The organism is Sebaldella termitidis ATCC 33386 (assembly GCF_000024405.1).
Classification (GTDB): domain Bacteria; phylum Fusobacteriota; class Fusobacteriia; order Fusobacteriales; family Leptotrichiaceae; genus Sebaldella; species Sebaldella termitidis.
The window spans coordinates 3,765,048-3,786,260 of record NC_013517.1; the positions used below are offsets into that span (position 1 = coordinate 3,765,048).

General features: G+C 34.6%; 22 protein-coding genes. 1 reads left to right on the plus strand and 21 read right to left on the minus strand.

Annotated elements, in window-relative coordinates; translation table 11 throughout:
* Positions 1–4 precede the first annotated feature (4 nt).
* The 5 genes from STERM_RS17535 to STERM_RS17555 are packed head-to-tail and all read right to left on the minus strand — an operon-like array spanning position 5 to position 5,429.
* Positions 5–1,072, minus strand: coding sequence for a 2-hydroxyacid dehydrogenase (locus tag STERM_RS17535; protein WP_012862967.1), 1,068 nt, complete (start codon positions 1,070–1,072; stop codon positions 5–7).
* A 40-nt stretch (positions 1,073–1,112) separates the two neighbouring features.
* Positions 1,113–2,522: a PTS galactitol transporter subunit IIC gene (locus STERM_RS17540; protein ID WP_012862968.1), complete on the minus strand. Its 1,410-nt coding sequence runs from the start codon at positions 2,520–2,522 to the stop codon at positions 1,113–1,115.
* An 11-nt stretch (positions 2,523–2,533) separates the two neighbouring features.
* Entirely contained in the window at positions 2,534–2,830 is a 297-nt protein-coding gene (locus STERM_RS17545) for a PTS sugar transporter subunit IIB (RefSeq protein ID WP_012862969.1), read from the minus strand.
* 14 nt (positions 2,831–2,844) lie between these two features.
* A complete protein-coding gene (locus tag STERM_RS17550; protein WP_012862970.1) occupies positions 2,845–3,306 on the minus strand; it encodes a PTS sugar transporter subunit IIA in 462 nt (153 codons plus the stop codon).
* Between the two features lie 14 nt (positions 3,307–3,320).
* Positions 3,321–5,429 carry a PRD domain-containing protein gene (locus tag STERM_RS17555; protein ID WP_147289495.1) on the minus strand — a complete coding sequence of 703 codons (2,109 nt, stop codon included), beginning with the start codon at positions 5,427–5,429 and terminating at the stop codon, positions 3,321–3,323.
* A gap of 187 nt (positions 5,430–5,616) precedes the next feature.
* On the opposite strand from STERM_RS17555, the gene STERM_RS17560 reads away from it, so the two are divergent.
* Positions 5,617–7,038 (plus strand): TrkH family potassium uptake protein, encoded by a 1,422-nt coding sequence (locus STERM_RS17560; protein WP_256594989.1) that lies wholly within the window; start codon positions 5,617–5,619, stop codon positions 7,036–7,038.
* Positions 7,039–7,138: 100 nt separating this feature from the next.
* On the opposite strand, the gene STERM_RS17565 is transcribed toward STERM_RS17560, so the two are convergent.
* From STERM_RS17565 to STERM_RS17640, 16 genes are all read right to left on the minus strand, one after another.
* Complete coding sequence (locus STERM_RS17565) at positions 7,139–7,873, minus strand: class I SAM-dependent methyltransferase (protein ID WP_012862973.1); 735 nt, start codon at positions 7,871–7,873, stop codon at positions 7,139–7,141.
* A 72-nt stretch (positions 7,874–7,945) separates the two neighbouring features.
* Positions 7,946–9,427 carry a carboxypeptidase M32 gene (locus STERM_RS17570; RefSeq protein WP_012862974.1) on the minus strand — a complete coding sequence of 494 codons (1,482 nt, stop codon included), beginning with the start codon at positions 9,425–9,427 and terminating at the stop codon, positions 7,946–7,948.
* Between the two features lie 229 nt (positions 9,428–9,656).
* Complete coding sequence (locus STERM_RS17575; RefSeq protein WP_012862975.1) at positions 9,657–9,938, minus strand: hypothetical protein; 282 nt, start codon at positions 9,936–9,938, stop codon at positions 9,657–9,659.
* Positions 9,939–9,949: 11 nt separating this feature from the next.
* On the minus strand, positions 9,950–11,509 hold the full coding sequence (locus STERM_RS17580) for a PAAR-like protein (protein WP_081439666.1): 1,560 nt from the start codon (positions 11,507–11,509) through the stop codon (positions 9,950–9,952).
* A gap of 180 nt (positions 11,510–11,689) precedes the next feature.
* Positions 11,690–11,896 (minus strand): hypothetical protein, encoded by a 207-nt coding sequence (locus STERM_RS22320; protein ID WP_041310104.1) that lies wholly within the window; start codon positions 11,894–11,896, stop codon positions 11,690–11,692.
* 9 nt (positions 11,897–11,905) lie between these two features.
* A complete protein-coding gene (locus tag STERM_RS17590; RefSeq protein ID WP_012862977.1) occupies positions 11,906–12,538 on the minus strand; it encodes a DUF502 domain-containing protein in 633 nt (210 codons plus the stop codon).
* Between the two features lie 15 nt (positions 12,539–12,553).
* A complete protein-coding gene (locus STERM_RS17595) occupies positions 12,554–13,894 on the minus strand; it encodes an FAD-dependent oxidoreductase (RefSeq protein ID WP_012862978.1) in 1,341 nt (446 codons plus the stop codon).
* Between the two features lie 40 nt (positions 13,895–13,934).
* Complete coding sequence (gene udk / locus STERM_RS17600; RefSeq protein ID WP_012862979.1) at positions 13,935–14,576, minus strand: uridine kinase; 642 nt, start codon at positions 14,574–14,576, stop codon at positions 13,935–13,937.
* 213 nt (positions 14,577–14,789) lie between these two features.
* Positions 14,790–15,647 (minus strand): AraC family transcriptional regulator, encoded by an 858-nt coding sequence (locus STERM_RS17605; RefSeq protein WP_012862980.1) that lies wholly within the window; start codon positions 15,645–15,647, stop codon positions 14,790–14,792.
* 135 nt (positions 15,648–15,782) lie between these two features.
* Positions 15,783–16,244, minus strand: a complete 462-nt coding sequence (locus tag STERM_RS17610) for a PTS sugar transporter subunit IIA (RefSeq protein WP_012862981.1) — start codon at positions 16,242–16,244, stop codon at positions 15,783–15,785.
* 52 nt (positions 16,245–16,296) lie between these two features.
* Complete coding sequence (locus tag STERM_RS17615) at positions 16,297–16,659, minus strand: hypothetical protein (RefSeq protein WP_012862982.1); 363 nt, start codon at positions 16,657–16,659, stop codon at positions 16,297–16,299.
* A gap of 40 nt (positions 16,660–16,699) precedes the next feature.
* A complete protein-coding gene (locus tag STERM_RS17620; protein WP_012862983.1) occupies positions 16,700–17,485 on the minus strand; it encodes an ADP-ribosylglycohydrolase family protein in 786 nt (261 codons plus the stop codon).
* Positions 17,486–17,601: 116 nt separating this feature from the next.
* Positions 17,602–18,348 carry a DUF4253 domain-containing protein gene (locus STERM_RS17625; protein WP_012862984.1) on the minus strand — a complete coding sequence of 249 codons (747 nt, stop codon included), beginning with the start codon at positions 18,346–18,348 and terminating at the stop codon, positions 17,602–17,604.
* Between the two features lie 163 nt (positions 18,349–18,511).
* Positions 18,512–18,949, minus strand: a complete 438-nt coding sequence (locus tag STERM_RS17630) for a hypothetical protein (protein ID WP_012862985.1) — start codon at positions 18,947–18,949, stop codon at positions 18,512–18,514.
* Positions 18,950–19,011: 62 nt separating this feature from the next.
* Positions 19,012–20,358, minus strand: coding sequence for an Nramp family divalent metal transporter (locus STERM_RS17635; protein WP_012862986.1), 1,347 nt, complete (start codon positions 20,356–20,358; stop codon positions 19,012–19,014).
* Positions 20,359–20,389: 31 nt separating this feature from the next.
* The gene (locus STERM_RS17640) at positions 20,390–21,202 is read right to left on the minus strand and encodes a ZIP family metal transporter (RefSeq protein WP_012862987.1); all 813 of its coding nucleotides are present in this window, start codon (positions 21,200–21,202) and stop codon (positions 20,390–20,392) included.
* Positions 21,203–21,213: the final 11 nt, after the last annotated feature.

The following is a 21,213-nucleotide window of genomic DNA, read 5'->3' on the forward strand; positions in this document are numbered from 1 at the left end:
CCTTCTATAATTTAAAATTTTCGGCTGTTTTTCGGTTTATTATCATATCCAGCTTTCCGTTATTAAAAAATTCATTCATTTCATTCACAAGAAGCTTAGGTGCTTTTGGTATTGCATCTACAGTATCTCCGGCTATGTGTGTAGTCAGGGTAACATTATCCAGCTTCAATATAGGATGATTCTCTGGAATCGGCTCTTCCCAGAATACATCTATTGCGGCTCCGGCTATTTTCTTTTTAGCGAGAACCTCTACAAGTGCTTTCTCATCAAGTATTCCTGCTCTCGCTGTATTTATAAGATATGCGCTTTCCTTCATGAGCGATAATAACCCCATATTGACAAAATTCCTTGTTTCATCTGTAAGTCTTATATGAAGTGATATAATATCAGAATTTCTGAATAAATCCTCCAGCGGTACAAGCTCTATATCTCCAAGCCCGTCTTTTTCCAAATCCTCCTTATTTATAAACGGATCATGAGCTTTTACTTTTATTCCGAGCTTTATTAGTTTTCCCGCTACTATCTTTCCTATATAGCCCATGCCGAGCAGACCAACCTGAAGCTCTGAAAGTGTAGTAACATATCTGCTGTTTGGAAATGACTTTCTCCATCCACCGTTTATTATAGATACATGACTTCTTGTTATATTTCTGCATTCACTGTAAATAAGTCCCAGTGTAAATTCTGCCACAGGCTCTGCATTTCTTATCACATGAAGCACGGGTATATTTTTTTCAGTGGCGGCCTCTATGTCTATATGCTCTACTCCTCCCCTGCATGTTCCTATAAGTTTAAGATTTACCGCCTTGTCCAGCGTCGCCTTTGACACAGGGGCAAAGTGCACCATTAAGATATCCGCATCTTTTAGCTCATTTGTTATTTCCTCTGAAAGCTTCCTTGCTTCCGGACCGTTTTTTTCAAGATCCAGTATTACCTCCTGAAATTCTTCTTTTGTTTTCATTTCCCAGTCGAATTTCACGATCTTTTTATCATGTCCGGGAAATAATCTTTCTGCCTGCTTTTCCATATAATCAGAACTTACAAGAGTATCTCCCACTACTACAATTTTCATCTCTCCTCCTTAATTTTTTGTATTATAAAATTATTGTTGTTTATTCCAAAGCAACTTCGCCGCTTTCTTTTTCAGCAGCTCTTTCCAGATAATCGTGTACTCTCTCTCTATTCTTTTGAAAAATAAAATAAAGCACAAAGTAAAGTAATATAACCCCGCCTATTATTAAGAAATTTCCTGACAGAAAGGCAAAAAACAAAAGTCCCATTACCGGATGTCCTATTACTGCAAAACTTGTTATTAATGCAGCTCCCGCCGGTATGCTTACTCCTGTACTCAAAGCTACCTCTGTGAATATCGGGGCTACTGCCGAACAAGTATACAGAGCTATTGCATACCATATTCCCCCTGATATGACACTCTTGAAAATATTTCCGTTTCCTACGCATATTATCAGTTCCACCATATAAGGAAGTGCTATTAAATCCACCATAGGCAGAGTTTTATTCCCAGGAAGCAGAAATGAAGCTGCAAGTATAATCGGTATTAACATTATTCCTGTAATTAATGTAGCAGGCTCTCCGTATCCCGCCGCATCATTTATGGCAAGATACCATTCTCTTGATTTTCCGCCGGCTTTAGCTGTTCCTCTTGAAGCTTCAGTCAAAATCTGGAATGCTGATGCAAATATTCCCGCTACTTTCGGGAAAATAGCCAAAACTGCCGCCGTACTTATTCCCACTGTTGCTATCTCTCCCCAGGAAGCCAGCTGTCCCAAATCCTTCAGATTTCCGAGAATTCCAAGAAAAAGTCCCAGAATCAGCCCTAAAAACATAGGTTCTCCAAGCAGACCAAGCCTTTTTTTCAGATTTTCCGGATCAAGCTTTATTTTATTCGCTCCGAGTTTGTTTAATACCCAGTCCATAGCTATTGCATAAGGCACAGACTCTATATGGTGCGGCGCCGTTATTGTACAATTCGGGTATCCGTAATATTTTGACCATCTCTTCTGAACTACCTCGGCTAGGAGTAATGTATAAAGATTCATTACAAGCATACATCCAAGTGACAGCCACAGGTTTCCCGTTACAAAGTAAAGCATCGAACCCCACAGCATATATGAATAATTATTCCAGAGATCTCCCGGCATGAATATATTTGTCCATTTCAAAAGAAACAGTACTGCCTGAAATAAAAGACCGAGTCCCACAAAGATCATTCCTATCTTGGTAGAATATCCTACTATTGCCGAAGCCTGCCATCCCGTATCTATAACCGGAAGATTGATTCCTGTTATATCTACCATTTTCTGTACCGTAGGTACTATAACAGGAATATAAGCCCCTATAAGCATATTAAATCCCGTAAGACCCACACCTGCAAGCAATGCGGAATTAAATGCTTTTTTGACATTTACTTTCATTATCAGTGCTATTATAAATAAAACAGCCGGAACAAATATTGCAGGTCCAAAGGTGTCAAAAATACTTTTCAAAGTCTGAAAAAACATAAAAATCCTCCCTATCCTTTAGAATTCAAAATTGTCAATACTTCCTCGATAAACTCCTCTTCGCCGAAACCTGTAAGAAATCCCATCGCACTTACTATCGGAACCCCGTAGACATCTTTAATCGGACATGTGTATGCAATAAAATCAAAGCTTCCCGAACCAAGAGCTGTTTCTATTCCTCCGGGATTCACTTCCGTAGCATTTACATTAAAACCGTGTTTCCCTAAATGCTCTTTTATTTTTGCCGATAACATTGAAGATGTTACAGTACCGGAACCGCATACTGATAAAACATTAATTTTAGCCATGATTCTCACTCCTTTTATTTTATTTCATTTAAAAAACCCAGTAATCCGTAAACTTCATCTATAGAAGCAGCATTCTTTATATTAAGCAATAACTCATGATTTTCAATAAGTGTTACCAGTCTCTGAAGAAAATCTATCTGCAGATCAGGATTATTAATTGCTATCATTATTATTACAGAAGCATTTACTTTTTGTTCAGGTTCACCCATCATACAGAATTCCACAGGATTTTTTAGCACCGAAACCGCAATTTTCGGTTCATTTACATGCTCTCCCGTGGTATGGGGAATTGCTATGCTTATATTTCTGCATAATATTCCTGTGGGAAACTCCTTTTCTCTTTCTACTATAGCCTGCGGATAAGTTTCCTTTACTATATTTTCTGCAAGCAGCTTTCCTCCCATATACTCCAGCAGACTGTCCCTGCTGCTCTGCTCTACATCTAATTCTATAAATTTTTTGTCTAGTAGTCTCACTTTTATCTCTCCTTCTAAATTTCCGTATACTTTTTTATAAGGCAGAAAACAGCTTCACTGTCCCGGACATCCTCCAGTTCCTCCAAAAATCCTGTATTTTCCGAAAGCTTCAGTATATCTTCAAATGATCCTGATAATTCTTCCTTTGAATGACAGGAAATAGCCAGTATATTTCTTACCATATACTTCCCCGGAAATTCCACAGGAAACTTTTTTCTTAAAAATGCAATACCTGTCTTGAATACATTATTTTGTTTCTCGGCATGCAAAAGTATAAATTCGTTTTTCAAAACCATGTAAACTCCGTTTTTATTGATATTTCCGATTATATTCTTTATATATCCCTCATTTATATAACCGTTTTTCAGCAAAATACCCCCTGCTGTATTAACAGTCTCAATCCAATCTGTCTTTTTATCCGACACCATTATATTCCCCAGTGTCAAAAAACTGCTGAGCCGCTCTTTAACTGCTGTTCCGTCATCTTCCCTGTCATCCAGAATTTTTCCGCCAAACCGGTTTATCAGTGAATCGCCAAGATTGTCCATATTTTGAAAATTTTCCGAACTGTTTAATATTTCCAGAATTTCTGTCAGCTTTATTCTTGACATTCTCTTGTTTACTCCTGTATTTCGAAGATTTTCCCTGTCGGAATCAGATAATACAACCCCTACTTTTATTATATTTATATTTTTTTTTATTATCCCTTCCTCTATATCTATGGTGGATATTATCAGATCTATATCAGAAAGATCATAATCAAATACTTTATAATAAGGTATCAAATCCGCTATTTCTATATTGTATTCAGCTGACAGCTGCTGAGACAAAAGATTTGACGTGGCATATCCCGTACTGCATACGAGAAGTATCCTGTATATTTTTACCTGCTTTTCCTTTGCCCTCTCTATGGCAAGTTTGAAATGAACTGTAAATAATGCAGTTTCTATGTTACTTATTTTACACCCTATATAGTTTTCCAGATCTGCCAGACTTTTTCCCACTATTTCCAAAAGCTCTTTTTCTGTATTAATTATTTCTTCCAATACCAGCCCGGGAAAGAATATATTATTCTTTATTCTGTATATTGTGGGTTTTATATGATTTAGAAGTCCCTCAAAAAGAAGCTCGTCTTTTGTTATTTCTACTTCTGTATATTTATCTACTTCATTTATTATCTTTCTTACGAGTATTTCAGTTTCCACCCAGTTTTCATAAAATGAATAATCAAAATTATAAGTATGGCTTCCCAAAAGATAATCCACTATTTTCAATACTTCATTTTTATGAATTGATATTTTGTATTTGCTTTCCAGCTCATTTATGGAATTGCTTATGACTTCATATTCTTTAGTCATAAGAAGATATTCGTTAAGAACCGGCTTTTCCTCTGTGTGACTGCCTGCCTGCAGTCTTTTTACCAGTATCATGATATATAAGACCAGAACTTCATGTGCTTCGTTTGACACTATTCTGTCAAGACTTCCGCTCAAATTTTCCACATATTTATATAAATCTTCTGTATCAATATTTTTTCTGTAATCTGTCAGTATTTTTTTTATTTCAAATTTTAGAAAATCAGGAATAGCCTCTGTATTATTTCTGCTGTACCCTATGTTATAATCCACATAATACTTCAGCTGTTTCTGCCGTATTTTTTCTTCATCTCCCGTTACTAAAAAGCCTCTCTTTTTATCAAACTGCAATGCCAGCTCCCTGTCTTTTATTTCCTCTCTCAAAATTTTCAGATCTTTTTTTATTGTAAGCTCACTGACACCCAGCTCAAAAGCTAATTTTTCCGTTGTAAGTTTTTCCTGTGTATTAAATAATATTCGTATTACAATAAATTCTGTCCGTTCTCTCTCAGAAAATTTATAATCCTTTACCTCCATATTTTTCAAAAAACTTTCAAGATTGAAGCCCTTTTGAAACCTCAGATATTTGTTATCCTCTATAATAGGCAGCTTATATTTTTTCAGATAATAATTCAGGTTTTTTATATCGTATCTTATGGTTTTAGGGATGGTGTACAGCTTTTCACTCAAAAATTTTACGTCGGTTTCCTTATATCCGTTTAATATATCCAGTATTTTTATATGTCTTTCATTTAGAATATTACTCACCTCCTTTTTTTCTGGTGTATTGACTAACACTATATATTTACCATGGAAATTTTTATTTACAAGTAAAGTAAAGTCTGAAAAAACGGTAAAATTTTATCCTCTAAAAAAAACTTCCTCTGTTTTTAATTAAGAAACAATATTTCCAGGAAATTCCACAGAGTAATTTATTATTTGTTTTTATTAAAATTTGAAAAGTACTGAATTTCATTGTATAATAAAAAATAAAAATTCATATTGGAGGAAATTAGTGGCAGAAAAGAAAAAAAGAATGTCTCCATATTCTGTTTTGATACTTTCATTTCTTTTGATTATTATTATAGGTACTACATTACTCAGTCTTCCTGTATCGAGTTTTCCCGGCAAAAAGCTTTCTATGGTAGATGCCCTGTTTATAGCCACTTCGGCAGTAACTGTAACCGGTCTTGTTATTACAGACATAAATTATACATTTACTTTATTCGGAAAAACTGTTTTGATTATACTTGTCCAGCTTGGCGGCTTGGGAGTAATGACCTTTTCGTCTGTAATAGTATTGCTTCTTACACGTAAAATAGACTATACAGCTAAAAAAATTATACAAAAGGATCTTAATTACAACACTCTTTTTAATATACAGGCATATATAAAAAATCTTATAAAAATCGTATTTTTAATAGAATTCATCGGTGCATTCTGTTTATTTTTTGTTTTCATAAAAAAATTCAGCTTTCTAAAAGCTGTTTATTATGCGGCATTTCATTCGATATCTGCATTTTGTAATACAGGATTTTCTCTGTTTCCGGACAGTCTCAGCGCATACAGAACAAATGTCCCCGTGAATCTGATCATCCCTCTTTTAATAACTTTGGGAAGTCTCGGTTTTACTACGCTAAACAGCATTTATATATCACTTTTTCCAAAATTCAGAAGTGATAATAAAAGAATGCATTTTACTCTTACTGCCAGACTGTCTGTTATAGTATCGCTTATTTTGATTATTTCAGGAACTGTCCTGACGCTTTTAATTGAAATGTCAAATCCTGAAACTTTGAAAAATTTTGTTTTTCATGATAAACTGCTGCTTTCCTTTTTCCAGAGCGTAAGTATACGGACAGCAGGTTTTCAGACACTAAATCTGATTCATATGAAAAATTCCACTCTTATACTTTATATGATACTTATGTTTATAGGAGCCTCTCCGGGCTCTACCGGCGGCGGAATAAAAACAACTACTATTGCTGTAATTACGCTAGGTGTATTTACTACACTATCACATAGAAAAAATATTGAATTTCACAAAAGAGAAATAAGCTGGAGGATTTTTAATAAAGCAATTGCCTTGGTTTTTATATCAGTAATGTATATTTTCTTTACCGTTTTTATTTTGAGTTATATAGAAAAGGAGCAAAAGTTTATACTTTTACTTTTTGAAGTGATCTCAGCCTTCGGTACTGCAGGTTTATCACTGGACATAACACCTGTCCTCAGTTCTTTTTCCAAAATATTAATTTCCCTTACTATGTTTCTTGGAAGGGTTGGTCCGCTTACAGTAGCTATGGCGCTGACCATGAAGCGGAGAAAAAAAGGCCGATACAGTTATCCTGTTGATAAAATCCAAATCGGATGCTGATTTTGAAAAGGAGCTGAAATAAAATAGTATTTTCCCGGATTTTACACCTAAAACCGGATAATTGCTATTTTATATTCAGCTCCTTTTTTATTTACATTTTTTATAATTCATTATTTCTGTTTTTTTTAAAAACAAATATACTTTGCAGTGATTTATTATTCCACTCTTCTTTTTTGAAAGAAGAATATACATTTTCCAACGCAAAGCCTTCTTTTTCTGCCAGAAATACGAGCTCATCCTTTGTAAGCGAGTAAAGCTCCTGATGAGATTCTATCTCTTTGTCAGCAGTTTTAAGAATTGTATGAAAATCTATTATTCTGCTGTTTCCGTATCTGTGATAATTTCTTATAAATTCTGTGTCTTCATTTTTTATAGTAGGGAGAAAGTTTATATCATCATTAAGTATTCTGTCATAATTAATGATCTGTATAACCAGCCTGCCTCCGTCTTCCATGACTAAATTTAATTCTGTCAGTGCTTTTTTTATTTTATCCGGAGAAGTAAGATGTACAAGAGAATTCCCTATGCAGAATACTCCGTCAAACTTATCCCTTTTGAATACACTGCTTAGTTCCAGCATATCTCCGTATACGAATTTTATGTTATTCTTCTGGTCATATTTTTTCTCTGCTTCTTCAAGCATACCTTTATCCAAATCCACACCTGTTACACTTCTGTCCGGTGTAAGCAGGGAATCTGAATATTTTCCGTCTCCGCATGCCAGATCAAGTATTTTCTTTTTCCCGTCTAATTCTTCCTCAAGAAATTCCACAGCAGCAGGATTCAGAGGAAATATTTTTTCATAATAAATGCTTATATCCTTATAAAAGAGCATTTATCCACCTCCTGACTCAAAATATATACGTAAAATGATCATTTCAAACATTCTTTAAATATGCACTGCTTTTTAATTACAAAGTACATAAAGCTTTCCGTATTTCTCTCTCAGATAGTTTATATAGTAGTTAGGATTAAATTTTTCTTTTGTGGTATCCATTATTATTTCTTCCGGATTTTTATATTTTCCGTACTGATGAATATTTTCTCTCAGATAAGTATTTATTTTTTCAAAGCTTCCACTTTTCAGTTCTTTTTCTACATCGAATTCAGCACACATTGCATGATAAAACTGACTTGCATAAGCACTGCCGAGAGCATAAGACGAGAAGTACCCGAATGACCCTCCTGACCAGTGAACATCCTGTAATATTCCCTCTCTAAAAGTCTCAGGTCTTATTCCCAAATATTCCTCATATTTGTCAGCCCATTTTTTAGGAAGCTCGTTTATATCCACATCTGTTTCAAAAATTTCTTTTTCCAGTTCATAACGAATTAGTACATGTATCGGATAAGTAAGCTCGTCTGCTTCTATTCTTATCAAAGAAGACTTAGAGTCATTTACTATTCTGTAAAACTTTTCAAGTGATATATCCCCGAGCTCCTCGGGAAATTTTTCCTGCAGCTTGGGATAAACAGGAATCCAGAAATTCAGATTTCTTCCGAACATATTTTCATACATTCTTGACTGTGATTCATGTACACCCATTGAAGTCCCTTCACCCAAAATTGTTTTGGAAATTTCATCCTTTATATTCTGCTCATATATAGCATGTCCTCCCTCATGTATTGTAGAGAATACCGCACTCAAGGGATCACTTTCATAATAATGCGTAGTTATTCTTACATCTTTATTGTCAAAATTCAATGTAAAAGGATGCTCACTCTCTTTTATTACCCCTTTTGAAAAATCAAATCCTATATATTCAGCAAGAAATTTTGAAAATTCCTTTTGCTTATCTGTATTAAATACGCCTTTTAACTTATTGTCTCCTTTATTCAGGGTATTTATTTTTTTTATCAAAGGTATTAATTCCTGTTTTATTTTTTTGAAAAATTCATCTGTTTTTTCCACTGTCATTCCTTCTTCATAGTCATCAAGAAGTGTATTATAAGGATGATCCTTGTATCCTCTGTATTTTATAAATTTTTTGTTAAAATTTATTATTTTCTCTAGATACGGCTTAAATATCTCAAAATCATCAGCATTTTTAGCTTCCTCCCATTTTGAGGTAGCCTCTACCGTAAGCTGTGAATATTCTACATACTCCTCTTTTGGTATTTTTTCCAGCTTTTCAAAATCTTTCCTAAGAGTTTCTATTACCTTTTTATCAAGATCTGACAAAGATTCTGTTTCTATATTATAAAGCATATCCTTAAAATCATCATTTATTATCAAACTGTAGCTTTCAGCACTCAAAAAACCCATAGTTGCTGCTATTTTTTCTAATGCCATTTTTGGTGCTTCTGTTTCCAGATCCCAGTGAAGCAGTGCTATTGCATGGTCAAACGCCTTTTTTTTCTCTAATATTTCAAAAATCTTATCTTTCATGCTGACCTCCATATATTTATTGTTTAATTTTTTATCTCCTGTTGTTATAGTATACCAATATTATTTTAATAAGTACAGTATTTATATTCTCAGGTAAAACATCGGTCAGCCCTTGAATTTACTGACAAAAAAAGAGAAGCTGTTCAGCTTCTCTTATCATTTCTGGAATAAAAAGATTGTTTTTATCTGCTTGCATTGCCCCATTTGTGACCAAAGTTTTTTGATCATTCTATTCACTTAAATCCTCTTTAAAAATAAAAAATACAGTATCTTTTATTTCAGATTTATTCATAATTTCTTTTATAACCAAACTGATACTAGTTTTACCATTTGGAAGAGGCTTGACAGGCCTAACAAAAATAGCTTTAGCAATAACTATATTATTAGAATCTAATAAATAAATCATTTGATCCATTTCTTTATCTTTTATTTTTTGAAAAACTTCTTCATTAATAATAATTCTCCATTCCTTAAAAACATTAAATATTCCTTCTATGTTTAAAATACTCATTTTATCACATCCTATTCTATTAATTTTACGCTATTCCAATAATCTAATTCCCCTTTTAAAACTTTTATTTCTATCTCGTCAAATCCAATCATTTGCCTATGCCTATACATAAAATCTCTTACATGCCGTTCTACTTTAATTTCATAGGTTCTGTTAACGTCAAAGCTTGGTTTGAGGGGAATCTTATTCCCTTTTGCATGTTTTACTTGGGTTCCATGTAAAAATTCTTCTACTACAGTTAATCTGGACGGATTCTCTCTAAGTAAAATATCAGTATTAAACTCACCACCAGCTAAACCATCTGCATTTGACATTTCTAAATACAGAAGATCATCTGTTCCTGGCTTAGCATATACAACATCTCTTCTAGAACTTACTTTATCCAACAACTCTTTTGAAGCCCGTTCAGTATTTTTTACTTGTGATGATTTTAAAGAATTTTCATATTTTTTAGTAATTTCATCATCAAGTTGTGTTAATTCATTTTTTATTTTTCCAGTTTTTACCTTCCCGCCTTTTAAACTTTTATGAATTGCATATATCTGCTGTCCTAATTCAATTCCTGACTGAAATTTAGTTAGCGCCATATTTTTTCTAGTATGTAATAAATATGCTGCTTTTCCATCAGGTGTAAGTGATTCAACTATTTTTTGAACTTCATCTTGTGAAAAATAAGTATATCCTGCAAGATTTGCAGCAATCTCCGGGTCACCACCCAAAAGTCCCGGTAACATTTTTTTATTTTGCGAATCCATCCCCTTACTATAAAGTTCTCCTATTCCTTCACGGCTTGTTCCTCTTCTAAAAAGCTCTCTTATTCCAAATTCTGGTGGAGTCGTATTCGGTTTAACTTCGCTTCTTAAATATGCTTCAAGCATTTGCTCACTTAATCCTGTCTGCATTTGCATATAAGTATTATTTAAATTTAATTCCCTTGCTTTCCTCTGACTATGCTGATAATCTCTTTTTTTTATCCTGTCAAGCTCTTCCATTCTTTCCCTAGCTTCTCCACTTGGATATCCATAATTTATATTATTTTGCATATAAGGATTATTAATATTATTTCTTATTTTTTCTGCTTCGCTATTATAAAAACTTTCCGCAAACTCATCAAAAACTGTTTCTAGCTGCTGTATCATTCCTTCCTGTAAAAAATCAAAACTCTTTTCTAATGCTTCTAATGTCTCGGAAGTTTCTCCAAAAATTTCTGTCATTGCAATTGCATTATCAATTTGTTTACTATCAAATATCGTGATTTTCCCACCATAAGGACAGAAACAATAGCTATCCTCAAGTAATGCTTCAGCATTACCTAAAATAACCTTTGAATATGTCTCAAACCAGATGAGAAACTGCCCGTATAAATCTGTTTCCATTTTACAAGAACCCGTTACACTACAATTACCAAAAGATTTTATATGTTCTCCTGCCACATTATCTGTTTGGTTTGCTACACTATACCCTTGAAACTGGATTGTTTTTTCTGATACTTGAAATTTACTTATTGATCGGCCTTTATCACAGGTTAATTCAGTTCCCTTTATCAGAAAATCTTTATTTTCCCTACTTATCTTAACTCCCCCTTTCTTATTACAACTTTAGAAAGTTTAACATATTTTTAAAACAAAGTATATACCTTATTCTATAATTTGAGTTAAAAAAGAGAAGGAGATAGAGAAAGGCAGCAAAAAAGAAAATACAGATATTTTGGAGCATATAATAAGAAAAATATTCAAAGACATTAGAAATAATTATGGTCTCCAACATGCTGTTCCTAATGGTGAAACTGCTAATACTATTAATGGTAAAAACATTAACGCTGAAATACAATAAAGTTTTTCATTTTCTCTCCTTTTATTTTTTACATATTCTACTATATATTTTTTTAAATAAAGTATTTTTTCAATATTATTTTTATATTCTATTAAAAAATGACCTGTATTTTTAATAAAGGTCATTTTTCCATACTATTTATTTTCTTTATTTCTAACATATTTTTCAAGATACTCTTCTATCAGTACACTTGACCCGGAACCGCCGGATAATACTGTCCTCATAGTATTTTCCACTCCTTCGTCCAGAGGAAATACTCTTTCTCTGGGCACATGATATATGAATCCCGAAGTAGGATTAGGCGCCGTAGGACAAAAAATAGTAACATACTCTTCATGATCGTCGTCACTTACTATTCCTGTCATCAGAATATCGTTATTATACAGCTTGAACAACACTACCTTAGAAAAAGGTCTTGTTTTACGTTCAGTAGAAAGTATCTGACCCAATGCCCCTTTTACCATGTTATAACCGGGAATTTTTGCCAGAAGCTTTACTTCTATATTATTATGAACCCAGTTTCCCACTTTGGTTTTTACTATTAAGCCCACGCAAAAACAGATTAACACTACTATTGCCACAGCTATTATTACCGGAAGTATTCTGACATCTATTATAAACATAGACACCAGTTTAGTTACCGGACTTATGTACTTTATTACAAAATTTACCACAATGCTGAATATCCATAACAGCAGAGCCACAGGAAGAATTACCAGAAGTCCGCCTATTATTGATGTTATAAAAAAATTTCTTAACCTTTTCACTTTTTCTTTTCTCCTCTATTTAATTAATTTTCTGTAGGCTACTAAAAGGGGATTCCATACGCTTGAGTTAGTAGGAGAATAAGCAAAGTCTATTTCTATGAATTTTTCCACAGGAATTTCAAAATTTATTACTATTGCTATCTGATCCAGAAACTGTGCTACTGCCTCATGTCCTGTTACCGTTCCGCCCAGCAGTACTTTTCTGTCTTTATCATATATCATCTCTACCTTATTAGGTTTAGAATCTTCAAAATCCGAATTCTTTGTCATGGCTCTCATTTCCAGCCTGTCGGCATTATATCCGTGTCTTTTTGCTTCATCCAGAGTAAGCCCTGTCTGTGCTATTCTTATTTCGTAAAAAGAAGACGCATAGCTTCTGAGTGCCCCTCTCCATGACACATCCTGTCCTGACAGATACTTTGCCAGAATCATTCCTTCTTTATTTGCCACATCTCCGAAAGGAGCATATAAATATTCATTTGTAAGTATATTTCTCGTATATATGGCATCACCCAAAGCATATACATCCTTAGTATTTGTCTCAAATTTGTCATTTACTATTACTTTTCCATTCTTTGTTTCGATACAGCTGTTTTCTATAAAATCAATATTCGGAGTTATTCCTATACTGAATAACACAATATCAAAGCTTACCTCTTCGCCGTTTTCCAATACAAGGGCAGTAGCCTTTCCGTCTTCTGATTTTACTTCCGTTACTCCGGAATTCAGCTTCAGTGTTACGCCTTTTGCCGCCATTTCTTTTATTATGGGTTCTTTCATGCTGCTGCTTACTGTAGGAAGTATGTCTCCCATTTTTTCAAGTATAGTGACATCAAGACCTCTTTTTTTGAAAGCTTCGGCCATCTCCATTCCTATAAAGCCTCCGCCTACTACTACAGCCTTTCTGATATCATTTCTTGTATCAAGGAATTTCTTTATTTTTTCAGCATGTACTGCATGAGAAAGTGTAAATACATTTTCCAGTCCGTCTTTATATCCCTTTATATTAGGTACAAAAGATTTTCCACCGAAAGCCAGAATTAACTTATCATATTGAAAAGCGCCGTTTATATCAGAACCGCTTATTTCCAGCTCTTTTTTTTCAAAATCTACTTTCTTCACTTCATGATTTACCAGAACGTTTAACCCTCTTGATCTGAATTCATCAGGTGTCCCCAGAACAACACTTCCAAATCCCAGCTCACCTGCAATATAGTAAGGTGTAGGACAGCCTGCCCATGCTACATACGGTGTTTTTTCAAAAATAAATATCTCATCACCGGGATTCATTTTTTTATATTGTGTAGAGAACATCATTCCTGCCGCTCCCCCGCCAATTACCGCTATTTTCGCCATGTATATCGCTCCTTTTATTTATGATTAGATTTTTTTAATACTATGTATTGTTCATACTCGACAGCAGATGCTTCAGCCTTGTCGCTACCATTTTTATTCCTATTTTATTGTTGCCGCCGCGTGGAATAATAACATCGGCATATCTTTTGCTGGGCTCTACAAACTCCAGATGCATTGGTTTTACAGTTTTTCTGTACTGGTCTTTTATGCTGTCGAAACTTCTGCCGCGTTCTTTCATATCACGTTCTATTCTTCTCAGAAGTCTCTCGTCGTCATCAGTATCCACAAAAACTTTTACGTCAAAAAGGCTTCTTAACTCTTCAAGTGTAAATAATAATATTCCCTCTACCATAATTAATTTCGAAGGTTTTACTATTTCCACTTCATTTTTTCTATTATAAATTTTAAAATCATAAATAGGCTTTGCTATTTCATTTCCCGCGCTTAATTCTTTTATATGCTGAATTAACAGCGGAAAATCAATCAAATCCGGATGGTCATAGTTTAGCTCCACCCTTTCAGAGAATGAAAGATGATCATTTTTTACATAATAAGAGTCCTGTTCCAGTAATACCGGATTTATTTCATAATTTTTCAGATATTCCAGAATATAGTGCGCTACACTTGTCTTCCCTGAACCGGTTCCTCCTGCTATTCCTACCACTATTGATTTAGATTTCATAATACCTCCATTATATTTAGTATATAATATATAAGGTATGTTTTCAATATTTTATTTGCTATTTTTCTGCACTGTTTTGAAAGTTTTCGTTACAGATATTATACACCTGCCGGCTTTGTTTTTCCTTTATATAAAAAAATCCGGCATTTAATAAATCCGGATTTTATTTTTAATAAGATTCTGCACTATTACAGCATATCTTTTTTATTTTCCCTATGCTTTTACCACAGGAATCCATATTTCTGTGATATAATCTTCATTTTCTATATCACCGGATAAATATAATTCAAAATCCGGCTTATTGTCATGTTTATATTCCGATCCTGTTAACACTTCCTCGTAAATCTGCTTTGTTACAGACTGAACAGATTCTGGAAGCTTTCCCTTGGCTTCAAAAATCATCCATTTTGCATCGGGAATTTCATATTCTTCCAATTCACCGCCTGCTTCGGCACTGCTGTTTATACATATCATATAATCATATCCTGCACCTGTTTCATGTGGTATGCATAATCCCAGAAATCCTTTCAGCTCCCCGTCCATTTTACTGCACATTTCTGTACACTCCTTAGAAGCATTGAATTCTATCCAGAATTTGGGAATATTTTCCATACCCTCTTCCACATTTTTATATGTACGCTTCATGCCAATTACCCTTAATTTCCCTTTTTCTGCTATTCTGTTTTTCATTTCTTTTCCTCCTTTAATTATCATGGAGAAATGAAGCTTTGGATAAGTTTTCAATTCATTGCTTCTCACTCTTCCGTCCTTTGGAGAAATTCCGTGAAAATTTTTGAAAGCCTTTGAGAAAGCATCTGCTGATTCATAATTATATTTAAATGCTATATCTATTATTCTCATATTGGTTTCTCTTATATCCACAGCCGCTTTTGAAAGACGGCGGTTCCTTATATACTCTCCGAGAGTTACTCCCGAAATTATCGAGAAAACCCTTTGTACATTATATTCCGAACATAGACATATCTGAGCTATTTTTTTTATTTTCACATCATTTTCAAGATTGTTTTCTATATATTCCAAAGCATTGTTTAAAGCACTTATCCAGTTCATTTTTTTCTCCTTTATGATAATATTATAACCCGTTTAAAAATCAAAAGCATGTCTTATTATGCCCGGTTTTGAAGGAATTAAATATCTATTATAAAAAAGCTGTCTTTTCTAATTTTAAAGACAGCTTTTTCCTGTTTATGCTTCATATTTATCAAGAATTTCGTATAACTCTTCTTTGGTCTTCACTTCCATAACCTTTTTTATATTGTTTTCATCAAGAAAAATCTCAGAAACCTTGGCAAGAAGATTCAGATATTCGTTTGGATTTTCCTTTGGCGCTGCAATCATAATAAATATTTTCGACGGCTTCTTGTCAAGAGCGTCAAAATCTATTCCTTCTTTTGAAATACCAAAAGCCAGAGATATTTTCTTTACTGCTCTTGCTTTCATATGGGGTATTGCCACTCCGTCCTGAAATCCTGTAGAACAAGTTTCTTCCCTGTTATTCAGCTTTTCTATAAATCTTGCATAACCGCTGTCATCTACAACACCAGTTTTTTTAAATGTTTCCCCCATTTCGTTTAGCAATTCCTCTTTTGTTTTTGCTCTCAAATCTAATATTATTCTGTTCTCATCTAAAAAATCACTAATTTTCATGCACTTCACTAATCCTTTCGTTTATTATCCCATTTAGAGATAACATATAGTTTTATATCAAAAATTTTTTTAATAAATTCTCAGGTACGCCGTAAGTAGCTGAAAAATAAGAAGTTACTCCTTCTTCAAGAAACCGGTCATATGCATCTCTGTACCATTCCGGATTATCCGCAGAAGTATCATATTCTTCATAGACTCTCACATTAAAAAACTGTCTGTCCGGCCACGGCTCGATACCAAAAATTTTTAGTCCGTAAAATTCTGCTCTGTCCAATATTTTTTCAAAATCATCCTTACTAAAATACTTGATTGACGGCGAATCAAATCCGTCATTCAAATCTTCCAGATCATAAAATACATATTTATCCAAAAACTCTTCTTCTTTGGATAAAACCCCGCTGAATCTTCCTTTCATTTATCCGACTCCCTGTCTCCTGCTTTAATTATACCGGTTATCAGCTGGCGGCCCCGAATATCATCCCCAGTATAATTCCTCTGACTGCAAAATCTCCCTTAATTCTTATATTAGCATACTGTGCTTCCTCAAAGCTGCTATATTTTATACATATATACAGTATTACGGGAAATTCATCATTTTTAAAAAAAATACCGGATTTATTTTCTATTTCCTCAAAATTACAATCCTGATACTTTATTGCCCGGGAATATGCCTTTTCCAGATATTCGTATTTTTTCACATCATTTCTAAAGCTCTTTACAGTGGATTCAGCCGCTTCCCTGATATTAAACAGCTCACATATTTTATAAAGAAACTTCACTAGGAATTCTGTAACTAAAAGTGATCTGTAGCTTGTATGAGTTACCTGTGTCTGCTCCAAAGCTTTCTCCAGAGCGGTCTCCCTGTCCTTCTCAAAATGCATAACCGGTCCGATTCTTGCCGCACCTCCCAGTTCCTCTGACTCATATCCGAACAGATATCCGTTTTTATAATACTCCAAAGATTTAGACGAAGCTTCATCAATATATCCGTCATATGAAATCATATTTTCAATCCAGATTTCTTTAAATACTTCATAATCAAATGAATTTTCCGAAATATAATCCGCAAGTATTTTTATCTGGTAACCGTAATGTGTAAGATTATTTCCAGCAGCTTTTTCATTATAAGTTTCTGATAGTAGTTTATCAGTTTTAGAACAAATTTCATAGTTATTTTTTATATTTTCCAATGTACTCGCATCTCCGGAAAAAGCTCCGGTAAGTATCTCCGACAGCGCCATAAATATGTCCTCCTTTACAAAGCAGAAAAATTCTTTTGTTTTCCGGCATTCGGATAAAATCTCAAACAGAATGCTGTTCACAGGCTGCTAATATATTTATATATCTGTTTTTCTGATTAATCCCACCAGAAATACCATGCAGAAGAATTCTTTAATGTACTTGCCAAGGCTCTTATTCTGTCCCAGCCCCTTGCTGCCTGCATAACTATATCATAACAAAAAGAAAACTGCTCTTTTGCAAGGCTTTCTGCTTCTTCTTCGGTTTTCGGAGGATTCTCCGCCTTCAATTCCCATACATCATAAGTCACTACTGCAGGTACAGCCTTATATTTTTCATACCAATAACGAAAAACTGCTGCCTGTGCCGCCGGCTCCGGACAGTCGTTAAAACCACCCATAGGAATCCATGCTGCTATTTCCCAAGGATTTTTCACAGGTATTTTTACCAAAAGTATTTCATTATACGGAGCTGCTTTATCTATATGCGAATAAAAACCATGACAAGGCTCTGTTTCCAGAAATTCTCCCATTATATCCATATCTTCATGCATTTCTGAATATTCCGAAAACCTTTCATCTAAAAATTTTTTCACATCAATTGATTCTGCTTCTTTAATTATCTCTTCTCTGTACTTCTCTATTTCTTCCCTGCTGTTTTCCATTTCCCTGTCTTCAAGAGCAAGTTCCAGCGCTTCTGCCAGTATATCACTTGGTATTATAATTACGGGATAAAAGCCCTCTTCCCTGCCCTGACTGCTCCATTCTCTGAATTTATTAATTATCCCTGTATCATTTTCTTCATTTTCAAATATTTCGTATTCACACCCCAGAAAGTCAGCTATAAATTTACATTCTTCAGTCATACATCACCCTTTCCGGCAATTAGCCATCTTATATTGAATTTCACAGCTTCATTATACTATAAATTTTCGTAATAACAAAACATATGTAAAAAGCTCCGGCGGCTGCCGAAATTAAAAAACGCCCCAGAATTTCTGTATTCTGAAACGATTTCTATATTAATATTTATTTTACTCCGAGATTATTCAATATTTCATATATTCTGTCACGATCATCCTCTGTAAGTTCTCTTAAGAATTTGTATGCTTTTTTATCTCCGCTTACTTTCAAATCTTTTTTTGAAACATTAAATGTTGTAATATCGTTACTTTCTGAACCTACTCCAAATGCATACATTCTGCTGTTTGTGCTTACCAGGGTTCCTTTTTTTCCCTCTGATATTCCCAGATACAATCTCATTATGTCACCGGGTACAGCATCAGGTGCTCCGTCAGGTCTGACATATCCGTCATAGACTATTACTTTTTCCCCGTCAGCAGTAAATATATAATATATTCCTCCGTTTGTGTAATCTTTTCCATTAGAGTAAACTCCCGATTTTACTGTTTCCGAAAAACCTAACAGCCCTATAAAAAATAACATAGCAAATACTATTTTTTTCATTCTCTTCTCCTTTTTAACGCCTGTTTTATAAAGATAATATCACAAAATATACTAAATGTAAATTACTTTATATTCTTTCTGTTTTTTATCGGATAATAGAATATATATCCCAGAAAAATCAGTGCAGCAATCAGCAAAGCATAAAGAAAGTATCCCAAAAGAAATATTCCCGACTCAAGCTGTGTGTCAGCTATATCAAATACTAATTTTATATTTAATAAAATTATGATAAAAGCAATTACCCATGAAGCTGTTTTGGTAAAATTTCCTATAACATATCTTCCCATTAGTCTGCTGCTGCTGACAAAATGAATAAGCGGAACTACTGCAAAAGGAAGCTGGATACTGAGAAGCACCTGACTTAGTATGAGAAGATCTCCGGTTTCCTGTGAGCCGCCTATTACTATTATAATAACAGCAGGTATCACAGCCAGCAGTCTTGTAGCCAGTCTTGTTTTCCACGGTGCTATTTTCATGTCTATAAATCCTTCCATCACTATCTGGCCTGACATTGTTCCGGTAATTGTGGAAGACTGTCCTGCAGCAAGAAGTGCTATTCCGAATAATGCCGGAGCCAGCTTTGTCCCGAGCAGAGGCTCCAGTAGATGGTAAGCATCCTGTATTTCCTCTATTCCAAAATAACCCTTTTTGTGAAAGGTGGTAGCTGCCAGTATCAAAATTGCGCTGTTTACTAAAAATGCAAGATTCAGCGCCACTATTGAATCTATTTTATTATATTTCATTTTTTCTTTTTTGGATATTTTCATTTTATTTATGACAATATTGGAATGTAAGTATAAATTATGCGGCATAACAGTAGCTCCTATTATTCCGATGGCAATATACAGAGCACCGGAATCCGAAAGTCTCGGAATAAAACCATAAACAACCTCGCCCATATCCGGCTTTACAATGAGAAGCTCCGCCAGAAAACTCATCGCTATAATACTTACAAGACTTATTATAATTATTTCAATTGTACGCTTTCCGCTTTTGTGCAGCGCCAGAATAATCAAGGTATCAAAAGCAGTTATTATTATACCGGCCAGTATAGGAACATGAAACAGAAGATTCAGACCTATTGCAGTCCCTAAAACTTCTGCAAGATCTGTGGCGATTATGGCTATTTCTGCCAAAACCCACAGAGTAAACGAAGTTTTTCTCGGATATTCCCTTCTGCAGAGCTGTGAAAGATCTCTTTCTGTTACTATTCCTATTTTTGTGCACAACACCTGTAATACAACTGCCATAATATTAGACATTAATAATACCCATATCAGCTGATAGCCATACTTACTTCCTCCGGCAATATCAGTGGCCCAGTTTCCCGGATCCATATAGCCTACCCCTACGAGATATGCAGGTCCAAAAACAGCAAACATTTTTTTATAGTTTTTTGGTTTCTTCATTTGGCTTACCTCTCTGAATTAAAGACTTTATCTATCCCAATGCTACATCCAGTATCATCATTATAGTAAAACCAAGCATTGCTCCTACTGTTGCCGAATCTGTCTTTTCATCCCTCTGTGCTTCCGGAATAAGCTCCTCTATACACACAAATATCATTGCACCTGCTGCAAATGCCAGTGCAAAAGGCAGAAGTGTAGTCATTTTTATTACAAATAAGGCTCCTATAACACCTGCTATAGGTTCAACTATTCCCGACATCTGTCCGTAAAAAAAGCTTTTTCTTCTGGACATTCCCTCACGTCTAAGGGGAATCGACACTGCCGCACCTTCGGGAAAATTCTGTATTCCTATTCCCAATGCAAGAGTCATTGCTCCAAGATAACTGCCGTTTGCTCCGTTCAGGGCTGCCGCTCCGAATGCCACTCCTACTGCAAGTCCTTCCGGTATATTATGAAGAGTTATAGCCAAAATAAGAAGTATGCTTCTCTGCCAGCTTGTTTTTATCCCTTCTGCTTTCTTTGTATCCAGTCCCATATGAAGATGCGGAAGAATCTTATCTACTACAAGCAGAAACAGTCCGCCTGCAAGAAATCCGCCTGCTACGGGTACCCATGCTATATCACCGTTTTCTTCGGCTATTTCCAGAGCAGGTGCCAGCAGCGACCAGAAACTCGCAGCTATCATCACACCTGCTGCGAAGCCCAGCATAGCATTCAGTATTCCTCTTTTTATATCCTTAAAAAATATTACCATGGCTGATCCCAGCGCAGTAAGAAACCATGTAAATAATGTCGCGAATAAAGCCTGAAGTACAGGATTTACTGTTTTAATACTTTCTAACATATTTCCTCCTT